The organism is Alkalibacterium psychrotolerans, from assembly GCF_054784355.1.
On the sequence record NZ_BAAGPH010000026.1, the window covers coordinates 1 to 19,541 of the forward strand.

The 19,541-nt window shown below is 41.8% G+C and carries 17 protein-coding genes and 1 pseudogene; 5 read left to right on the forward strand and 13 right to left on the reverse strand.

Annotated elements, in window-relative coordinates; translation table 11 throughout:
* Positions 1-305: 305 nt before the first annotated feature.
* Positions 306-1,253: an RluA family pseudouridine synthase gene (locus ACYVLS_RS03990; RefSeq protein WP_460321477.1), complete on the reverse strand. Its 948-nt coding sequence runs from the start codon at positions 1,251-1,253 to the stop codon at positions 306-308.
* 99 nt (positions 1,254-1,352) lie between these two features.
* Positions 1,353-1,661, reverse strand: a complete 309-nt coding sequence (locus ACYVLS_RS03995) for a hypothetical protein (protein ID WP_460321479.1) — start codon at positions 1,659-1,661, stop codon at positions 1,353-1,355.
* A 148-nt stretch (positions 1,662-1,809) separates the two neighbouring features.
* Here ACYVLS_RS03995 and ACYVLS_RS04000 point away from each other — a divergent pair, with 148 nt between their 5' ends.
* Positions 1,810-2,343 (forward strand): YehS family protein, encoded by a 534-nt coding sequence (locus ACYVLS_RS04000; RefSeq protein ID WP_460321481.1) that lies wholly within the window; start codon positions 1,810-1,812, stop codon positions 2,341-2,343.
* Positions 2,344-2,398: 55 nt separating this feature from the next.
* Here the strand turns inward: ACYVLS_RS04000 and ACYVLS_RS04005 are convergent, their stop codons facing one another.
* From ACYVLS_RS04005 to ACYVLS_RS04025, 5 genes are all read right to left on the reverse strand, one after another.
* On the reverse strand, positions 2,399-3,676 hold the full coding sequence (locus tag ACYVLS_RS04005; RefSeq protein WP_460321483.1) for a YcjF family protein: 1,278 nt from the start codon (positions 3,674-3,676) through the stop codon (positions 2,399-2,401).
* A gap of 69 nt (positions 3,677-3,745) precedes the next feature.
* On the reverse strand, positions 3,746-4,291 hold the full coding sequence (locus ACYVLS_RS04010; protein WP_460321486.1) for a hypothetical protein: 546 nt from the start codon (positions 4,289-4,291) through the stop codon (positions 3,746-3,748).
* 157 nt (positions 4,292-4,448) lie between these two features.
* The gene (locus ACYVLS_RS04015) at positions 4,449-5,138 is read right to left on the reverse strand and encodes a DUF1510 family protein (RefSeq protein WP_460321488.1); all 690 of its coding nucleotides are present in this window, start codon (positions 5,136-5,138) and stop codon (positions 4,449-4,451) included.
* 719 nt (positions 5,139-5,857) lie between these two features.
* Positions 5,858-6,460 carry an ECF transporter S component gene (locus ACYVLS_RS04020; protein WP_460321490.1) on the reverse strand — a complete coding sequence of 201 codons (603 nt, stop codon included), beginning with the start codon at positions 6,458-6,460 and terminating at the stop codon, positions 5,858-5,860.
* 31 nt (positions 6,461-6,491) lie between these two features.
* Positions 6,492-6,923, reverse strand: coding sequence for a MarR family winged helix-turn-helix transcriptional regulator (locus tag ACYVLS_RS04025; RefSeq protein WP_460321493.1), 432 nt, complete (start codon positions 6,921-6,923; stop codon positions 6,492-6,494).
* Between the two features lie 159 nt (positions 6,924-7,082).
* Here ACYVLS_RS04025 and ACYVLS_RS04030 point away from each other — a divergent pair, with 159 nt between their 5' ends.
* On the forward strand, positions 7,083-8,780 hold the full coding sequence (locus tag ACYVLS_RS04030; protein WP_460321495.1) for an NFACT RNA binding domain-containing protein: 1,698 nt from the start codon (positions 7,083-7,085) through the stop codon (positions 8,778-8,780).
* Between the two features lie 137 nt (positions 8,781-8,917).
* Here the strand turns inward: ACYVLS_RS04030 and tnpA are convergent.
* The 5 genes and pseudogenes from tnpA to lspA all read right to left on the reverse strand — a co-directional run.
* Positions 8,918-9,346: pseudogene (gene tnpA, locus ACYVLS_RS04035) on the reverse strand (IS200/IS605 family transposase); the annotation flags it as partial.
* A 190-nt stretch (positions 9,347-9,536) separates the two neighbouring features.
* Entirely contained in the window at positions 9,537-10,190 is a 654-nt protein-coding gene (locus ACYVLS_RS04040) for a fasciclin domain-containing protein (RefSeq protein ID WP_460321497.1), read from the reverse strand.
* A gap of 181 nt (positions 10,191-10,371) precedes the next feature.
* Entirely contained in the window at positions 10,372-10,917 is a 546-nt protein-coding gene (pyrR, locus tag ACYVLS_RS04045; protein WP_460321499.1) for a bifunctional pyr operon transcriptional regulator/uracil phosphoribosyltransferase PyrR, read from the reverse strand.
* A gap of 16 nt (positions 10,918-10,933) precedes the next feature.
* A complete protein-coding gene (locus ACYVLS_RS04050; RefSeq protein WP_460321501.1) occupies positions 10,934-11,839 on the reverse strand; it encodes an RluA family pseudouridine synthase in 906 nt (301 codons plus the stop codon).
* A gap of 4 nt (positions 11,840-11,843) precedes the next feature.
* Positions 11,844-12,314 (reverse strand): signal peptidase II, encoded by a 471-nt coding sequence (lspA, locus tag ACYVLS_RS04055; protein WP_460321503.1) that lies wholly within the window; start codon positions 12,312-12,314, stop codon positions 11,844-11,846.
* A 220-nt stretch (positions 12,315-12,534) separates the two neighbouring features.
* Here lspA and ACYVLS_RS04060 point away from each other — a divergent pair, with 220 nt between their 5' ends.
* The 3 genes from ACYVLS_RS04060 to ACYVLS_RS04070 are packed head-to-tail and all read left to right on the forward strand — an operon-like array spanning position 12,535 to position 15,323.
* Positions 12,535-13,182, forward strand: coding sequence for a YkyA family protein (locus tag ACYVLS_RS04060; RefSeq protein WP_460321506.1), 648 nt, complete (start codon positions 12,535-12,537; stop codon positions 13,180-13,182).
* A 12-nt stretch (positions 13,183-13,194) separates the two neighbouring features.
* Complete coding sequence (locus tag ACYVLS_RS04065) at positions 13,195-14,076, forward strand: polysaccharide deacetylase family protein (RefSeq protein WP_460321508.1); 882 nt, start codon at positions 13,195-13,197, stop codon at positions 14,074-14,076.
* The gene (locus tag ACYVLS_RS04070) at positions 14,076-15,323 is read left to right on the forward strand and encodes a putative glycoside hydrolase (protein ID WP_460321510.1); all 1,248 of its coding nucleotides are present in this window, start codon (positions 14,076-14,078) and stop codon (positions 15,321-15,323) included. Before ACYVLS_RS04065 ends, ACYVLS_RS04070 begins: the two co-directional genes overlap by 1 nt.
* A 435-nt stretch (positions 15,324-15,758) precedes the next feature.
* On the opposite strand, the gene addA is transcribed toward ACYVLS_RS04070, so the two are convergent.
* Entirely contained in the window at positions 15,759-19,541 is a 3,783-nt protein-coding gene (gene addA / locus ACYVLS_RS04075; protein ID WP_460321513.1) for a helicase-exonuclease AddAB subunit AddA, read from the reverse strand.

Sequence of the window (19,541 nt, forward strand, 5' to 3'; positions counted from 1 at the left end):
CGGCATTCAAAGAAATTTTGATTGGAAATCAGTCAAACCAAGAACAAATTGCTGCGTAATTTCTTTGGTGAGGGTTAATCCGATAGGATTGTGAAGCATTTATTAGGGTGCGAAACTTGAGTATTAAAGTAAACAGCTTTACGTTCACATTCAATACAATTACTGATTTGGGTATGAAAGAGAAATGTCTTACCTACAAACTCAGTCTACATTTTACTCTCAGTTAGATCGTAACTATTGATAATTAAAGAGACAGCTAAAAAGCTCCCCATTACTGGAGAGCTTCAATCACTAATATACTGTCTTTACTTAACGCGTTTCAAAAAGGACGGGGGCACTTCAGCTGTATAGCGAACGAGTTTGTTCGTGCCGGGATGCACGAGAACCAGTGTCGTCGCATGCAGACCCAGTCGTTTAATCGGGTTAGTTTCAGCGTCATACAGTTTGTCGCCGGCAATCGGATGACCCAGTTCTTTTAAATGAACGCGGATCTGGTGCTTACGACCCGTTTCCAGCTCGACTTCCAGCAGCGAGTAGTTTTCATTTCCGAGAACCTTTCTGAAATGCGTCACCGCATGTTTTCCGCCATTGTTTTCTAAATTGGAATACATTTTAATGCCTTTGCTTTCCTTCAGCCAAGAAGCATACTCGAATTGATCTTCTTCTACTGCACCTTCAGCCAGGGCTGTATAAATCCGTTCTTTGACGGTATTTTTCCAGTCTTTCTGAAGGATTTCTTTGATTTCTTCAGTTTTTGCATACAACATCACACCCGATGTGTCGCGGTCCAGTCGGTGAACGACAAAGATTTTGTTTTCAGGATTTTCCTTTTTGACGTAGTCACTCAGTTGCGAATAAGCCGTTATATCGGTCGGGTCGTCTGCCGCAATTGATAAAAGGCCGGCATCTTTATTGATGACAATGATGTCCTGATCTTCATGCAAAATGGTCATACCTACTAATGCTGACTGTTTTTTCGACTCTTTGTTGCTCAATATGCTGACTTTCGTACCTGGTTTCAGTGGATAGTTGTGTTTGGTCGTTTCTTCCCCTTCAACCGATACCTGACCGCGTGTCAAAATAGATTTGACGGCGTTACGGCTTTTATTAGTGATAACACTCAGTAAAAAAGGGAGTAATGTGGTCTCTTCTTCTACAGTGTAGTGACTCATGCCTCTTTTATCTGTCTGTTTTGTTTCACTGCGCAATGATTTAGCTTTCTTTCCTGGATTGCGTTTCTTCTTTTTACTCATGGGTATTCACTCCTATTATTCTTAACTCTTAAGTAGTATAACAGAAAATGACCATGAATTGACTATAGATTAAGGATTCGTAAACAGCCACAGTGGAGATTAATCCTGCGATGTTCTTCTTCGCGTATCTAAAAGAAAGATTTCTTCAGAATCTGTTCTATAGGTGTAAAAGTAATAACTGTCCGGCTCATCGGCGAATGTTACAATCATGGCATTCTGTGGCGAATCTTCTCCAATATTAATGCGGGTCATTTCTATAATATCCGTTTCGATATCGTAACCCACATTTTCAAGGTAGTCTTCTGTGTCGTTTACAAATGCCCTATTCTCAGCCAGTCGCATAAACACATGGGCGCCATAGCCTAATACTAACAAAGCAATTAAACTGTAAAGTAGTTTGTTTTTCACTTCATTCAACTCCTAGACTTTAGCCTACCAAACCTATTAATAACTGTCTAATGGAATCAAAATTGAAAAGTCTGGTGAAACTGGGCTGCTTATTTTGGTATACTGTCAGTATTGAAGAATGAATGTGCTAGATGAAAGGATTTTAGTGATGAATAATAACGATAGATTAGTGCGTCTGAGGTATGCACTCGATTTAAAAGACAGAGAAACTGTTGAAGTCTTCTCTTTAGGTGAACAGGAGTTATCAAAAGAAGCTGTCCAGCAGATGCTGACGAAAGTAACTAACACTGACTCTATAAAGGATGACGAAGATGAATTTACTGAAAAGATCTATGAAAAAGCCTGTGACAACCGTACATTTGAGTCTTTCTTGAATGGCTTGATTATTTATAAGCGCGGCCAGCAGGTTACAGCTAAAGGTGAACCGGTCAAGCAGACGCGACTGATTAAGCATGACAAAGATATTAACAACGTGCTTTTGAAAAAAGTGAAAATTGCCCTGACTCTTACAAGTGATGACATTCTCGATATCCTTGATGAGACAGGCGTGCACATCTCGAACAGCGAACTCAGTGCCGTATTGAGAAAAGAAGGTCACCGAAACTACAAAGAATGCGGCGACCGTTATGCCAGAAACTTCCTTAAAGGTCTGGCTTTAAGATACCGTGACGATGTAAATTAAACAAACTCCCTATATAGCTGCAGAAAAGTCTCTGTAGTTATATAGGGAGTATTTTTTATTTGAATGGCAGATGGGCTTTGATGAAATGACCAAAAGACCGGGATACTTTTTTGACGAAAGGCACTTTTTTATGGTTCTCCTCTTCGAGCGACTCATAAGTCTGATAGGCATCATTCAGAGCTTTGTCAGAATCAAACTCGAGATCTTTCGTCCGAAGTTCTTTTCTGTTCAGCTTGATGTTTTTCTTGAACTGGCGTCTCATCAAAGTCTCGATGCGGCTCAAGTCGAGGCTCTCGCCCTCTTTTTCTTTTGTGGCAATGATACTGAGGACTTCAATGTAACTGAGTCCTAGCGCGCTCGTCACGATTGAAGCCGTGGTTCCACTGATGATACCGCCGATGACTGTACCGGCTCCTGGAATAAACTTGAACGCGTTCGCCACTATCGTTTTACCAATCATTGTGGCTGTTCCAGTCCCTCCCACTGCGGCAATCAGGCTGACAATGGTTGATTTATCCATTGATATACCGAATATGGCAGTAATGTGGGCCAGCAAAGTGACCTGCATGGGCACTAATATCGACGCATCCGAAAAAGGAATAGGCGCAAAGCCTACACCGAAAGTTGTGGCAACGTAGCGACTAGCCCAGCGTCTGGCTGCTTTTGCTTTGCGTTCAATGTCTGCCTGCTGGGCGTTCATAAAAGCATCATGTGCATCCTTTGGGATCAGCTGCAGCGTTTTATCAATTAAATCTTTCAGACCAAAAGCCGGAATCACATAGTCATCAGTAATTTCATAGGGTTCAGCCATAATATTCTGAACGGCAGCAACAGGTAGATTCTGATTTTCAAGGTACCGGTTAAATTCTTCTGCCGGCTTGCCAATCGACTGGGTCAAAACAAGAATGACCGGCAGAACTTTTGAGATTTCTTTAATCAGTTCAATTTCCGACTCTTCTATTCGGGAAGAGTTTGCCTGGATACAGTAGTAGACAGCGTGGAGTTCTTCTCTTGTCTGTTTCTTTTCTTTTACCAGATCGAAAATTTCCTGCCTGACCTTTTTCTGAACATTCGGATCCAGCTCCAAGCCTCTCGTGTCGTAAAGCACGATGGGAATCCCTTCTTTGGAAATCCGTCTCAAATGTTTCGTGACTGGTTTCCCGATACCTGTATCCGCCAGCTTTTCACGGAACACATTGTTGATTAACGTGCTTTTTCCTACACCAGTTTTACCGGCAATTAAAATGTTTACGGGCTGCATTTTTTTAATTTCTGCTTCTGTTTTTTCCAGTATTTCCTGGATCATGTTGTATTTATTATCAGATAATTTCATGAAGGGCCTCCTGTTCTTTTTTTATAGTTTACCATGTTAGGAAATTTTTAACGAAAAAATGTGCCTTTATTATTTAACCTGACTGTATAAATTTCGTGCGTATCTCATTCCCATCGTCCAGTAAAGCAGCTTTTCCAGCTGGTGATGGGTTTCCGTTTCAATTGCCTCAAACTTGTCGAAGGCACTGGCTCGCATGTGTTCCAAATATGGAAGATTAACCGTGTCATATAAGAGAGCCATGTGCTGTGAACGTATCAGCTCCACAGCATCCAGATTATCACCAAATTTGTTTTCAATTCCATAATAAACCAGCAGCGCCGTTTTATTTTCGAGCTGAGAAGATACTCGTTCTAAAGCTTCTATAATATCGTTCTTAATTGTTTCAGTATCTTTGGGTATCAAAAATACATAGCCATCTTGTTCCGCTATTTTTTCAGACCATTTCAGCCGGTCACTGGTATCTTTCAGCTGATAGTTGGAGGCTTCTATACGCGTAAACTTTACAGGATGTGTGGAAGACTGAAAACGGCGTGTGACTGTCTGAATACGCTGAGCGATTCGTTTACATTCTTTTTTATCGTGATAACCAAATGAAACTAGACCGATATTAATCAATCGACACACCCCTCACTTGTTATTATCTTAACCATACTCATTAGCAGCTATTAAAGTCAAATTTTATGAAGGGAAAAAGGTTTTTTGTGTCTTCGTTATCAAGGGCGACAAAAAACTGTGCCCAGTTAAATGAGCACAGTAATCAAAGTAGATTAAATTATCTAAATTCAGCAGGCACTTCAGGCAGTTGTTCATAAGCGGTTACGTGCCATTCCCCATCTCCATATTGCAGGAATGTTCTGTAAACGTCATTCTGACTGCTGTCTGACATCACGGCAAAGACTCTACCGGGACCGTTGTTTCCGACACGCCAGGTAATCATGCTGGACTGGTCCAGGCCAGTTACTGAGGAGACTAAACCGGCAATGGCATTTCTGTCAGCTGACCCGTTATTATAGTTCGGGACATAGCTTTCATCCAGAGGAGCATCATCGTTAACAGATACTTCTGACTCATCATTTTCATCCGAATCCGCATCGGTTTCTTCAGTCTCATCAGTTGCGGCTTCGTCTTCTGAATCGTCTTCATCTAAAGTTTCTGAATCAGTTTCTTCAGCTTCGTCTTCTTCCGCTTCATCAGTCTCATCGGTTTCGTCTTCATCGTCACTTTCTTCAATTATCATGCCATCCTCTTCATTCTCAGAGTCGGTCATCTCTTCAGAATCGAATGCGCCGTTGTCGTCCGTTGCAGTGTCTCTATTTGAAAAAATAAAGACGGCAATACCAATTAATATAATCAGCAGTAAAGCAATTATAGCATAATAAATATACTCGGGATTTTTATTTTTCGGATCCTTTGGTGGTTCAGTTGTTCCATTGTTTTTTCTGTTCGTGCGTGTCTGTCTCATAAGTACTCTTCCTCCAATGTCTTTCTTTAAAAAATGCAATGCACTAGTATGATATTATCATATTCTTGCATGAATAATAGTATCAAACATACTACAAAGCTGTTTCAATTCGCATAAGGTGTTAAATAATAGTCATAAATACAGCTGATAATTAATAATTATACTGAAAATGAAGATTATCTCTATTCTTTCGATTGCGTGCTGGCATCCTCTATCCGGTAGCCTTTCATTATTGGTGCTGTTTGGTAAACTGGTTAATAAAATCGACTCAGTGTGCCAAAAAGGCCGCCCTTTTGGTCAAGTCGGGGGTTTAAGTCAGTTGAGTATGCCAAAGCAGTGACCTGTTCGGCATACTTAGAAGTGCTTACTTGGTAAATTGGTCAAAGTAGAATCTTCCTAGGTAAAGTCAAGGTGGAATGCATTTCGACTTTGCCGAAATGCACTTGAATTGGGCAGACCCAAAGATTTCCTTCCACCGAGTCTACTGAAGTGTTGACGACTTTGGTCGTTTCACACCAATACGGCAGGCGAGTTCACTTAATTAGCCCCAATTAGGTAAACTTAGTGATTTAAGTCGTATGAGCCTGCCAAATAAGTAATCACAAGCACTCATCCCCCTATTAATGTGAACTGGGAATCCCAGTTCTTCCGCATTGCTCTCAATCACTTTTAATAAAATAAAGAACGTATTCTCACAAGAGAATACGCTCGACTAACCATTACTTTTTATGTGTAATTTTACGCAATGGGATGATAATCAGTGGAGCGATAATACCTGCGGCGATTGCTTCTCCTACCCCATTGGTTCCGACAATTGCAGCTAATGCAGCGGCCAGGTTGCTGATGTCAACGTCAATGGCCTGAGCGTACGGCTCACCATAAAATAAGTAGATAAAAAGTAAAACAAAGATTGTATTGGTAAATGAACCCACCACTGAGGCGCTCGCCAGTGCGACCTTGTCTTTATTAGGAAGCAGTTTATGCGACAGTTTGTAAGACCAGCCAGTAAACAAGCCGATGAGCATTCTAGGGACCAGTGCAATCATGGGATTTGTCCAAAGCATCAGATCTAAAGGACTAGCCGGCATAGTATAGGCACGGAACATACGCGTCAGACCCCAGATGGTCCCGATAATAATCCCATCAGTGGTGCTCATTGTTAAAGTAGCCACAATAACCGTGATATGAATGATTGTCGGGTTAAGCGGTGGAATGGGAATATTCCCCAAAAATGGAACAAAGTTTTGAATCAGTATAATTGCAGTTAAAATCCCCAGTAGAGCTATGCGATGGGGATTGCCATTTTTTCTCTTGCTTTTCATTAGTGTGTCCTCTTTTCTTACCTGTTCTATTTTAAATGCGGTTGGTCATGCTGCGGTTCAATCGTCCGACTAAGACAGTCAGCATGTGGACCTCTTCCTCTGTCCATCCGGATAAGATAGAACTGAATTTTTCTTTTAAATGCTTCTGGAACTCATTGAAAACAGCCATAGCATCGTCTGTCAGTGTGAAATAAGCATAGCGCTTGTCTTTTCCTGACGTTTTCGTAACAAATTCTTTCTTGACCAATGCATTCATCTGGCGGCTCACAGTAGATTTGTCCAATTTACTCAATTCGGTAATCTGTTTCAACGTGTATTCATTATCTTTGATCAGGTGAATCAAGTTGATTGCAGAATGTGATAAACCGTGTTCTTTCAGCATCAGTTCGGTTACCTGTTTGTAAAGGAGATTCAATTCCGTCACTTTTTCCAGCAGAGCGTCTGTTTGTCCTGGTGTTTCCAATGGTATACCCCTCTCGTCATTTAATTCTTTGAATACTATTTGCATATGTCAACTTTAGCATGTAACCCCAAAATGAGCAACAAAATTTGTTGATTTGTTGATAAGGATTGAAAAGTGCTATACTATAGAAGACTTTGCGAGACGAAAGGAGCAAGAATTATGTCATTTGATGGCCTGTTTGTCCATTCCCTGACTCATGAACTGAAAACTAAACTAGAAGGTGGCCGTATTTCTAAAATACAGCAGCCTTATGACAATGAAGTAATTTTGAAAATACGCGCGAATCGTAAAAATGTATCTCTTTTATTGTCAGCGCATCCGCAGTATGCCCGCGTGCAGCTGACCGAAACACCTTTTGAAAACCCGGCTTCTCCTCCCCAGTACTGCATGATCTTAAGAAAGTATCTGGACGGAGCTGTCATCGATTCGATTGAGCAGAAAGACAATGATCGCCAGCTGACCTTTTCTTTCCAGAGCAGAAATGAGCTGGGCGACATGGAATACCTGTCTTTAGTGGTAGAAATAATGGGTCGACACAGTAACATCCTGCTGGTCAATAAAAATGATAACCGACTGATTGATGCTATCAGACACGTACCGTCGAGCCAGAACACTTACCGGACACTGCTTCCCGGAGCTGAATACAAAGCTGCACCGGAACAAGACAAGAAAAACCCGTTCAATTATGACGGTCCCTTTCCGATTAGTGAATTGTCTACAAAAGATAAAATCAAATGGATTCAATCGACACTCCAGGGCTTTGGGAAAGACTCTGCCACTGAATTGGCATATCGTTTTGAGAAACAGGCCAATGACGTGCCCAAAGCGGTCTATCAGCAGTTTATCCATTCTTTTTCACCTGAAAAAATAGAGCCGACGTTAACTAAACTGGACAACAAAGAGTTTTTCACCCCTTTCGTGTTCAAGCACTTGGATGGCTACAAGGAAAATTTTGATTCATTGAGCGAATTGATGGATCGTTATTTCCTGGAAAAGGCTGAGCGTGACCGAGTTTATCAGCAGTCGCATGATTTGACGCAATTAGTTAAAACCTTTTATCAGAAAAACGAGAAAAAACTGGATAAGCTTCAGAAAGAACTGAAAGACACTGAAAAAGCCGAGAAGTTGAAGGTCAAAGGTGAAGTACTGACGGCTTACCTGCATGAAGTGACGAGAGGCATGGATAAAATTGAGCTGCCTAATTTTTATGAAGAAGACTCGCTCATTACTATCACGCTTGATCCGCAGAAGTCGCCGGCAGACAATGCCCAGCGTTATTTCTCCAAGTATCAAAAATTGAAGAATGCCAAGCAGCATCTCGCTAAACAGATTAAAGCAACAAAATATGAGCTGAAGTATTTTGATACATTGCTTACTCAACTTGAGATTGCATCCCTCTCTGATTTGGAAGATATTCGTCAGGAACTGCGTGAAGGCAATTATCTGAAGAAAAAAGCAGTCAAAAAGAAGAAGCAGAAAAAATCTCAGCCGGAAGAGTTCACCTCTTCTGACGGGACATCTATTCTCGTCGGTAAGAATAATACGCAAAATGATGAACTGACCATGAAAAAAGCCCGCAAAAGTTACTGGTGGGCTCATGCGAAAGACATTCCAGGCTCACACGTCATTATCGAAGAAACGGAACCATCAGAACAGACAATTGAAGAAGCTAGTCTGTTGGCTGCTTACTACAGTAAGTACCGCTTGTCTTCTTCCGTTCCAGTAGATGTTGTTCAAGTTCGTCACATCAAGAAACCGAATGGTGCGAAACCGGGTTATGTCATATACGAAGGACAGACAACCTATTACGTTACCCCGAGCGATAAAATTGTCAGAGAATTAAAAAACGGTAAATAATAATCAAAACCACCAGTGTGAACTGGTGGTTTGCTCTGCGGCTGAAAGCCTCTCTTACCGGCCTCGGCCTGAAAGGCCCTCTGAATGGGTTTCCCTTTTGCACCACATTTTCTCACTGATTCTAAAAGAATCGNCTCTTCGAATAAAGTCAGCTGATCGGTCATGTAATCGTCTCTGAGCTGATTTCTAATATACTCTTGAATTTGTTTTTTATTTCGTCCAACGGTATCTACAAAGAAGCCACGACACCAAAATTTTCGATTGCCGTATCGGTATTTCAAATTAGCATGTCGATCAAATATCATTAGACTGCTTTTCCCTTTCAAATAGCCCATAAATTGAGATACACTCAATTTGGGTGGGATACTGACCAACAAATGGATATGATCTTTACACGCATTCGCTTCGTGTATTTCTACTCCTTTCCTCTCACAAAGCTCTCTGATAATTTGGCCAATACTTTGTTTGTATTTTCCGTAAATAATTTGTCTTCTGTACTTTGGCGCGAAAACGATATGATACTTACATCTCCATTGAGAATGTGCTAAACTGTTTTTGTCCTTCATGGGACGCCTCCTTCATTGATGAGAAAGAGTGGTCGGGAAACCAACTTTATCTTATCATGAAGTGAGGCTTTTTTTGACCCCACGCTGAAAGCTTTCCTGAACCCCCGGCATAGCCGGGGGTTTTCCAAGTGCATAAAAAAGCTTCGAACCACCTGATTAAACAGTGGTTCGAAGCTTCTTTTTAATGTGATTATTTTTTAATGCTAAGTGGTTTTTTTGTAAAAACGAAAATGAATGCGCCTGCTGTAGCCATCAAGCCTACTAACATTAATGTGTTTGACTCGATACCAGTTTGAAGAACATCATCTTCTTCCATTGCTACTTCTTGAAGTTCGAAGTTAGATGGAACAAGTACTGCATCAATGACATGAATGACACCGTTAGATGCTTCAATGTCTGTCTGAACAATGTTGGAATCATTTACCATCGGATCGCCACTTAAGTCAAATGTAACTGTTTCACCATTGACTGTTTCGGCTTCCATGCCATCTTCTAAATCGCCTGCTAAGACTTCACCGGCTACTACGTGATATAGTAGTACGTTTGCTAGGTCTGGCTGAGCTAACAACTCTTCAGCAGTAATATCGAGTGCTTCGAGTAAGTCAGCAAATGCATCGTTTGTAGGAGCAAATACGGTAAATGGTCCGTCTCCCTGTAGTGTTTCGACTAATTCAGCTCTTTGCAAAGCTGATACTAGAATACTGAAATCATCATTTCCGACTGCGATATCAACGATTGTGCCCGGATCGTCACCGTGGTTATCTGCGAATGCGGTTGGTGGCAGTGCGACTGTAAGGAAAAGAGCAGTGACAAGCGACAGTAAAGCCTTTAGTGCTTTTGACATGGTGTATCTCTTCTTTTAGTGCAAGATGGTAAAATTGATATCTCAACTTTACTCTTAGAGTTTAAACTTATAAAATAACAAAGTCAATTAAAAATACTTCGAATTCAAATCAATAAACACAAAAACGTTTAGTTTGCTCTACTTACATGAGCTGAACTAAACGTTTTTTTATGATTAAGGATTAATCCGGTTTAATGATTTCGACAGCATCTCTGCCGTCTTTTTCTTTCACGGACACTTTGACCTGTTCAAGTTTTGAGGTGGGTATATTTTTACCGATATAGTCCGCTTTAATAGGAATTTCTCTGTGCCCTCTATCAATAAGTGATGCAACCATAATTTTTTCAGGTCGGCCTAAATCAATCACTGCATCCATTGCAGCTCGGATTGTGCGTCCTGTATAAATGACATCATCGATGAGAATAACGACTTTACCTTTCACCGGAACAGGAAATTCCTGCCCTTTGACTTCCGGATCGTCGACTTCTTCCGGGAAATGACGGTCATCTCTGTACAGCGTAATATCCAGTTCGCCTACAGGAATCTTCTCGCCCTCTATTTCTTCAATTTTATCAGCAATACGACGGGCTATAAAAACGCCTCGTGTCTTGATTCCTGCCAATACCAGCTGCTCGATTCCTTTGTTTCGTTCAATAATTTCATAAGAAATACGAGTCAATGCGCGGTTCATTGATACTTCATCTAAAATAGAAACTGTCGTTGTCATAAGTTATTCCCTCCGTTTACCGTTGTCTAACGTATTCAAGTGTTTCTTCAAATATTTCCGGCAGAGGGGCTTCGAAATGCAACCTCTCACCTGTTGTCGGGTGTTCGAAACTCAAAGCTGCGGCGTGCAAGAACTGACCGTTTCCTTCGAGCGTTTTACGGGGACCATACAAGGGGTCACCTGCCATACGGTGGCCAATGTAGTCCAGATGAACGCGAATCTGGTGCGTGCGGCCGGTTTCCAGCTGAAGTTTTAACAGCGTGTATTCTTTGAAGCGTTCAATGACTTCAAAATGAGTGATGGACGGCTTGCCGTTTTCAACTACTGCAAACTTCTTACGGTTTTTCGGATCGCGACCAATCGGTGCATCGATGGTTCCCTTGTCGTTAGGAATAACCCCGTGGACAAGTGCAATGTATTCGCGACGGGCTGTCTTATCCTGAAGCTGGTTTGCCAGGCTTTCGTGAGCCTTGTCATTTTTTGCAACCATTAACAGTCCTGAGGTATCTTTATCGATACGGTGCACAATACCCGGACGGATTTTACCGTTGATTCCTGACAAATCTTTGACGTGATAAAGCAAGGCATTCACCAGTGTATCACTGTGGTGACCAATGGACGGGTGAACAACCATTCCCTGTGCCTTATTGATAACGACGACATCTTCATCTTCATACACGATGTCTATAGCAATGTCTTCCGGCTGTGCATCGATTTCAACAGGTTCCGGTACTGTAACGGTTATCTTATCATCTGTCTGCACTTTGTAGTTGGCTTTGGCAGATGTTTCATTCACCTGAACCTGCTCTTCTTTTATCCACTGCTGAATCTGTGATCGTGAATAATCTGGAAGTTGATCGTTTAAAAATTTATCCAGCCTGCCTTTTTCGTTTTGAATTGTATACGTGTACGTTTCCGTCATTTCTTTATCCAACTTTCTTCTGTTTGTAGTTCTTAATTTCATCAAGTATCAAATAGACAATCATCAATCCAACTCCTACGGTCAAGGCCATATCGGCAACATTGAAAATAGGGAAATTAATGAATTCCAGTCTTACCATATCCACAACATACTGAAACAATAGACGGTCGATGAAATTACCGATTGCTCCACCTAGAATCAGGCTAAGCGCCACACCAAACAAGCGGTCTTTTCTACCGTAAAGATGCAGGTAATAAATGATTACACCCACGATAATAACCGTAATGATATAAAAGAAGAGCATCTGTCCTTCTAGAATACTCCAAGCAGCACCTGTATTACGGTGATGCGTAAAAGAGATAAATCCCGGTATCCATTCCACAACTTCTCTGTAAGGTATAGACTGTACAGTGATGTATTTAGTCGCCTGATCAAGTGCAATAATAATCAGTGCTGTTAAATAATATAGTAGCATAATATCCTCTTTTCTAAATTAAACTCTCTCATATTGTACAATATTTCGGGCCTAAAACCCACCTTTCTGAAAACTTTCTCTTTTATAACAAATTTAAAGCGTTACAAAAATAACTCATTACGTCTATTATAGTTTAACTCGGGAACTAAATTTGCTATACTCAAAAAGGTACATTTTTTACCCTACTTAAAGGAAATATAGACTATGAGGAGATAAATCAATGACGCATAAGAAACTGATTTTTGCATCAGTCAGCACACTGGCACTTTTTCTGACTGCTTGTGATGACGGCGAAAATTTAGAAAGCATGCAGGAAGCAACTGAAGAAATTGATCGTATAAAATCAGAAACGGTTGATGAACTGAATGAATTGCATGGTATGGAAGCAGAATTACAAACGCATTTCAGCGATACACTGGAAACAGATGATGATTTGACTACTCTATCGGACGGCTCATCCCCTGTTTTCGACAATATTGAAGCTAGAGAAGCTGCCTTATCTTCTATTGAAGAAAAAGAAGCAGAAATGGAAGAACACCAGTCTACTCTAGCCGATTACGAAGGCGAGCGTCTAAATCAGAGTGAAGTGGATCAGGTGATTTCCGATGTGGATGCCTTTACCGATCATTTAGCAGAGTACCGCAGCCAGTATGAAGCCAGCCTGTCTTCTCAGTCTGACTACTTTAATAATATATCAGGCGACGATGCGACCTATGATGAGTTTGTCGAAGGCATCCAATCAGTTAATGATGAACAGGCTGAGCTAAGAGAGCAATTGCTCGAACTGGACGAGTTCATTGCCGAGTTCAGCAGCAATCTGGAGCAGCTGCAAACATCTATTGAGTCTGAACTATCTGAAGACGAATAAGGAGATTAAAATATGAAACGCACATTAGCCAGTTTATTTTTAGTTACTACATTAACGCTAACCGCCTGTGATGATTCTCCTGCAGATAATGGTACAGATGAAGAAATGAGTTATGATACCGAAGGACAGGACAATTCATCTGAAGAAGCAATAGACACGGCAGATGAAACTTCTGATGCGGATTCTGAAGACAGCACCGAAACCGCTGAAGAAGAACCTGAAGAAACAGAATACTTATATGAAATCAATCAAAATGACATAGCCACCGTTCAAGTGATTGACGGTGTAGAAGCCAACGAACAAGTTGCCCTTCTTACTTATGATGACGCACCGGACAAGTATGCACTGGATATTGCAGAAGTATTGCTTGAAAATGATGCACCCGCTATTTTCTTTGTGAACGGTATGTATGCTGAAAATGAAGAAGGTCGGGAAATGCTGAAAGAAATTTACGACATGGGCTTTGCTATCGGAAACCACACCCATACGCATCCAAGTCTTCCTTCTCTGTCTGAAGAACAGCAGACTAAAGAAATCATGAAAACAAGTGATTTAGTTGAAGAAATTACAGGTGAACGTCCACGATTCTTCCGTGCTCCATTCGGACAGAATACCGACCATGCGCGAGAAGTCGTTGCTGAAGACGGTATGATTTTAATGAACTGGACTTACGGCTATGACTGGGAAGCTGACTATATGGAAGCTGATGCTTTGGCAGATATTATGGTTAATACACCCCTCCTAAGACATGGCGCCAACCTGCTTATGCATGACCGTGAGTGGACACTTGAAGCAACACCATCTATTATCGAAGGACTTCGTGAGAAAGATTATGAACTGGTTGATCCAGATGCTATACGATTTGCATCCACTGAAAGTGAGGACACTGAATAATGGAAAAATCTTTGAAAAAGCGCTTGCTGTCATCTACTGCGGTACTGACTGCTCTCGTACTCTTCCCTCTTTCTGTTTCTGCTGATGAGTCAGATGATGTCGAAAACGACCAGCCGGAAACAGTTGAAACGTCTTATTTAACCTATTCTCAGGATCCTCTTTTATCCGTTCCTGATAATTTTCCAAGTCAGTTCAAATACAGAACGCTTGTAGATATTGACTACCCTGAAGACGGGGTAAAAGGCATCTTTGTTACTGCGCATTCTGCAGGGGGTTCTCGTATGGAAACCCTGACTGAACTGCTCAATACCACTGAACTGAATTCTATGGTTATTGATGTGAAAGACGACTACGGTGATATCGTTATGTCAGTTGAATCCGATCACGAACTAGTTAATCAGTTTTCCAACACGATTGTTGAACCAGAGCCATTAATGGAACATCTGGAAGAAAACGATATTTACCCTATTGCCCGAATTGTTGTCTTTAAAGACTCTAAACTGGCAAACGAACGTCCCGATTTATCCTTCACCAATGACGACGGCTCTGTCTGGGCTAACAGACGTGGTGAGAGTTTCGTTAATCCTTACGAGCGCGAAGTCTGGGAGTATAATGTAGAAGTTGCCCGTCAGGCGGCCAAACTTGGATTTAAAGATATCCAGTTTGACTATGTTCGTTTCCCTGAAGGCTTTGAATACAGAGATGAAGAGCTGAACTATTCCCGTGGCGATTATCAGGAAAGTGATTTGGATAATGTCAAACAGCGAGTCGACGCTGTAACAGAATTTGTGGCCTATGCCCGAAGAGAACTTCAGCCTTATGACGTAGACGTGTCGGTTGATATCTTTGGTTATGCGGCAACACGTGAAGAAACACCGGGTATCGGTCAGAACTTCTCACGTATTTCTGAAAATGTGGATGTTATTTCATCTATGATTTACCCAAGTCACTGGGGAGCGGGTTCTTTAGGAATCGAACGCCCTGACTTGGAGCCCTATAATGTGATTGCCAACTACATGGAACTGGAAAATGAAATTCTAGACAATTTGGGCGACGACGCCCCTATTTCCCGTCCTTGGATTCAGGATTTCACAGCTTCTTACCTGGGTGCCGGCTGGTACATGAACTACGGTCCTGACGAAGTCAGCGAACAAGTTCGTGCATTAAATGAATACGGTGTTGACGAGTTCCTGCTATGGAACGCCGGAAACCGTTATTCTGAAGGCGCACAATACAGCTTTGACTAAATAGATATTAAATAGTGAAGAACCACTTGCCGAAAGCTCTGAAAATGAGCTGAGACAAGTGGTTCTTTTAGTATTGTTGATAGAGTTGCCGGGTACAACTGACTCCTATAATCTCTGTCAGTTGTATCAAAAATCACTCACAGGATACAACTGTGTCAAATAATCTCAATGACTTGTATCTTGAAGCCCTTTCTAGATACAACTCCCCTTTTGTTAATGCAGTGAGCTGTATTTAGTCGAGGGGTCTAGATACAACTCATCATTTTTTTCATCCTCGAGTAGTATCTAGAAAGCCGTTCTAACTACTACTCATTAAATACTCAATACCCAGTTGTACCTAAAGTCAGTGAATTAATACAAGTCAGTCAAAATCAACCATTCAGTTGTATTGAAAAAGCGGCCAACGCTTTTTCTTCATCTTTTTTTTGAAGATAGTTAATGGACATCGATGCTTTCACCGGTATCAAGCATGACAAGCTTTGTTTTGATAACTCTCAGACCACGAATTGATTCCAGTGCTCTTTTATATAGAAGCAGCTGGCCTTTGTATTTCTTCAGCATTTCTTCAGCTGCCCGATCACCGTAGTGTTCCACACGGTCCGTTTTGTAGTCAAAAAGGACTATCCCCTCTTCATGTTCGATGTAGCCGTCGATAATACCGTGAATAAGGACGTGATCATCGACCGACTGCATATCTTTAAAAATATCGCGGGCTTCCAGTAATAGTGAAAAAGGCACTTCACGTTTAACTGTTGCGGCATGATCAAGAACATACTGGCCAAAATCAGTCTCAAAGAACTGAACAAGCTTCTCCACCGGAATGCGGTCAGCAATGTCTTTATTAATAACCTCTTCTCCAACCAGCTGATTGATTTTGGCGGTGATCTGCTCCTGAGAAGTTTCTTCCCTTAAATCCAATGCCTGAAGAATCAAGTGAGTGGCTTTCCCAATTTCAGCTGGAGACGGTGTGAGAACTTCCGTCATAAAAGTGGGCTGGGCTAATTCATCTTCAACATAGCGGTGCGCGCGTCTCGGAGACGACACATCGATTTTCACCATTTGACCATCATCGGGTTCTTCAAATAAACGCTTGATTTCGGATACCGACTGATAGCTTGTCGTCTGAGTCGCCATAGCATAATCGTATGAATGAGACATCAGCTTATAAGCCTGTTCCAGCGTGTCTTTGATTGACGGATCTGCTTCTTCTAGACTCTGGCCATTTTTCAGCTCATCAAACCAGCTGATTTCAGTTTCATTCTGCAAAGCGGCCAATCGTTTTTCCAGATCCATTTTTGAATTAAAATAAACAGAAAAGGATACACCATAGTCTGCTACATGACTGTTCGTTGCTTCAACTGACCGGTCTTTTTCCTGAAGCTGATGCCGGATGATTCCCCGGCCAATCCAGTCCATAAAGGAGGCTGCATCTAAGCGTAAGGGAGTTGGCAGGACAAGATCAGGATGCCCACTTACCTTATCCCACTTGTCAATCGCTGTCTTTCTATCTTTGTAAGACCCGACTAGAATCAGTTTCTGTTCAGCACGAGTTAGAGCCACATAAAGCACCCGCATTTGTTCCGACAATACCCGCTTTTTCTTCTCCAGTTTCAGCACAGTTTCCGGCAAAGTCGGTTTCAGAATACGGTTTTCTGTATCCATATACTGTGAGCCGACCCCGAATTCTTCATCCAGAATGGTTTTTCCTCTAATATCCTGCAGATTGAAGCGTTTGGACATGTCCATTACAAAGACAACTGGGAATTCCAGTCCTTTACTGGCATGGATGGTCATCACGCGAACGGCATCTTCCTGATCGGATAAAGCGGACGGTTCCGCCAAATCTTTATCTTTTTTCTGCATCTTCTCAATAAAGCGAATAAACTGAAAAAGGCCTTTAAAGGCAGTCTTTTCATAAGCTGCAGCACGGTCGTACAAGGCGTGCAGATTTGCCTTCCTTTGCCTGCCTGAACTCATGCCACCGACATAATGAAGAAAGCCGGTGTCTTCGTAAATGGTCCAGATTAAATCAACCAGCGGTCGCCGCTTGGATTCCGTTCGCCACTCTTCAAGTTTATCAGTAAAGGTGGTCAGTTTCTGATGGAGCTGACGATTCCGCTCATCCTGCCAGTCTGTTTTAGACACAAAAGCCATCAAGGCATCATAAAAACTACCTTGTTTGTCCTGAATGCGAATGCGTGAGAGTTCGATCTCGTCAAGCCCGACAATCGGTGAACGCAAGACAGCTGCTAATGGAATATCCTGTTTCGGATTATCAATTATTTTCAAGACGGACATCATAATGGATATTTCGGTCGTCTGGAAATAATTTTGAGTATCATTGACAGCTGTCGGAATTTTCATCTGTTTGAAAATATCCTGAATATCAATATTGTTCTTTTTAGTCGGTGTCAGAAGAACAATATCTTTGAAACGCAGTGGACGGTTGGCTTGCAATTTTTTATCATACACCTGATACCCCTCTTTAATCAGATCAAGAATTTTGTCCGCCACCATGTACAATTCGCCCTTGGTTTTCGTGTTCATGTCAAAGGTACCGGAAAATTCTTCGGGTGTATCCTCTTCGTTTTCAATCTCTTCATCTTCGCTTGTTTCGTAGATTAAGATTTCTGTGGAAAAGTCTTTAGACTTAGGAAAAGCAGTGAAGCCATTGACTAGTTTGGCTGACTTATCATAAGTCAGTTCCCCTACCTGCTTGTCCATCAGCTGTTCAAAGATGAAATTGGTGAACTGTAGGACATCTGGTCGCGAACGGAAATTCTCAGCCAGTATAATGCGCTGGCCTGCTCCATGCCCGCTGTACCGCTCATACTTGTCAATGAAAAGGCTTGGGTCGGCGAGGCGGAATGAATAGATAGATTGCTTAACGTCACCCACCATAAACTGATTACCTGTTGCCTCCTCTTCCTTTGTCAGCCAGTTTAGAATGGTTTCCTGAATGAGGTTGATATCCTGATACTCATCGACCATGACTTCCTTGAATTGGCTGCGGTAATGTCTGGATGCTTCAGAAGCAATCACTTCACCATTGTCTTCTTCGGTTAAAATAGCCAATGTCAGGTGTTCCAGATCGTTAAAGTCCAGTACTTTTCGCTCCGCTTTATGCGACTGGTACCGTTCGAAAAACAGGACGGATACGCGAGCCAGCTCATCAATCAACTTTTTCGTTTCAGCCATGGTTTCGACCTGTTCCTCAGGAGACAGCATAAAGTAATTGTCTCGAATTTCCTCGAAATATTTTTTCGCTTTATCCCGGAAACTCTTCATTTCAGCGGCAGCTTCCTTTATTTCAGGTTCTGCACCTCTTTTGGCCCCTTTCCACGTTCCCAGTCGCTGATTGACATCTAAAAAGGCATCAGTCAGCCGGTCTTCTGAAATGGCTTTTTCAAGTGTTTCAAATCGGGCATACTCTTCCCCTAAAAACTCCATGCTTTTTTCCAGTTCCGGCTCCCCTTCACCAATAGACATCGCATCTTCCAGCATATCCTTCGCAGACTCCAGTGTATCCAGCATGGCCGGTTTAGCCAACTGCTGATAGGTTGGGGTAGTGGCTAAATCGTTATTATCAACTGAGTAACGGTTGGATAAGTTAGCCAGCCACTCTTTAGAATTGGTTTTGGAACGCGAGAAATCATATAACTTGAAAATTAGGTCTGTCAGGCCGTCATCATTTCGGTCATTGGAATAAGCTGAAGCCACAGTCTGAAACAGGCTGTCTTCTTCTCCATACAACTCTTCCCTTAAATCTTCCCACACATCCTCTTTCATCAGTGAAATTTCCGTGTCGTCCGTCAGTAGTCGGAAAACCGGGTCAAAATCTATCAAGTAGTAGTAACGCTTAATGACCTTCAAACAGAAGGAATGGAGCGTTGAAATATCCGCATGCCCCAGAAGCGGTAGCTGACGAATCAAATGCTGCTTTTTTAGGGGATCCGTTTCAAGATTAATCTGATCCTGAATAGCCTTTTGAATACGCTCTTTCATTTCCCTAGCGGCGGCATTAGTATAAGTCACTACCAGCAGTTCATTTATATCTGTTAAGTCTTTGATTTTTTCAATTACACGCTGAACCAGGACGGTTGTTTTGCCGGAACCAGCTGAAGCAGATACCAGTATGTTTTGTCCTTCGTCAACCACAGCCTGCCACTGATGGTCTGTAAAATGGGAGTCTAAAGGTTTGGTTTTATTTATAGTCAT

Excerpts from the sequence above, each read along its gene's own strand:
- ACYVLS_RS04060 (WP_460321506.1), top strand. The coding sequence starts at position 12,535 with ATGACGCATAAGAAACTGATTTTTGCATCAGTCAGCACACTGGCACTT.
- pyrR (WP_460321499.1), bottom strand. The coding sequence starts at position 10,917 with ATGACAACGACAGTTTCTATTTTAGATGAAGTATCAATGAACCGCGCA.
- lspA (WP_460321503.1), bottom strand. The coding sequence starts at position 12,314 with ATGCTACTATATTATTTAACAGCACTGATTATTATTGCACTTGATCAG.
- addA (WP_460321513.1), bottom strand. The coding sequence starts at position 19,541 with ATGACTATAAATAAAACCAAACCTTTAGACTCCCATTTTACAGACCAT.
- ACYVLS_RS04050 (WP_460321501.1), bottom strand. The coding sequence starts at position 11,839 with ATGACGGAAACGTACACGTATACAATTCAAAACGAAAAAGGCAGGCTG.
- ACYVLS_RS04020 (WP_460321490.1), bottom strand. The coding sequence starts at position 6,460 with ATGAAAAGCAAGAGAAAAAATGGCAATCCCCATCGCATAGCTCTACTG.
- ACYVLS_RS04015 (WP_460321488.1), bottom strand. The coding sequence starts at position 5,138 with ATGAGACAGACACGCACGAACAGAAAAAACAATGGAACAACTGAACCA.
- ACYVLS_RS04005 (WP_460321483.1), bottom strand. The coding sequence starts at position 3,676 with ATGAAATTATCTGATAATAAATACAACATGATCCAGGAAATACTGGAA.
- ACYVLS_RS04040 (WP_460321497.1), bottom strand. The coding sequence starts at position 10,190 with ATGTCAAAAGCACTAAAGGCTTTACTGTCGCTTGTCACTGCTCTTTTC.
- ACYVLS_RS04000 (WP_460321481.1), top strand. The coding sequence starts at position 1,810 with ATGAATAATAACGATAGATTAGTGCGTCTGAGGTATGCACTCGATTTA.
- ACYVLS_RS04065 (WP_460321508.1), top strand. The coding sequence starts at position 13,195 with ATGAAACGCACATTAGCCAGTTTATTTTTAGTTACTACATTAACGCTA.
- ACYVLS_RS03990 (WP_460321477.1), bottom strand. The coding sequence starts at position 1,253 with ATGAGTAAAAAGAAGAAACGCAATCCAGGAAAGAAAGCTAAATCATTG.
- ACYVLS_RS04070 (WP_460321510.1), top strand. The coding sequence starts at position 14,076 with ATGGAAAAATCTTTGAAAAAGCGCTTGCTGTCATCTACTGCGGTACTG.
- ACYVLS_RS04030 (WP_460321495.1), top strand. The coding sequence starts at position 7,083 with ATGTCATTTGATGGCCTGTTTGTCCATTCCCTGACTCATGAACTGAAA.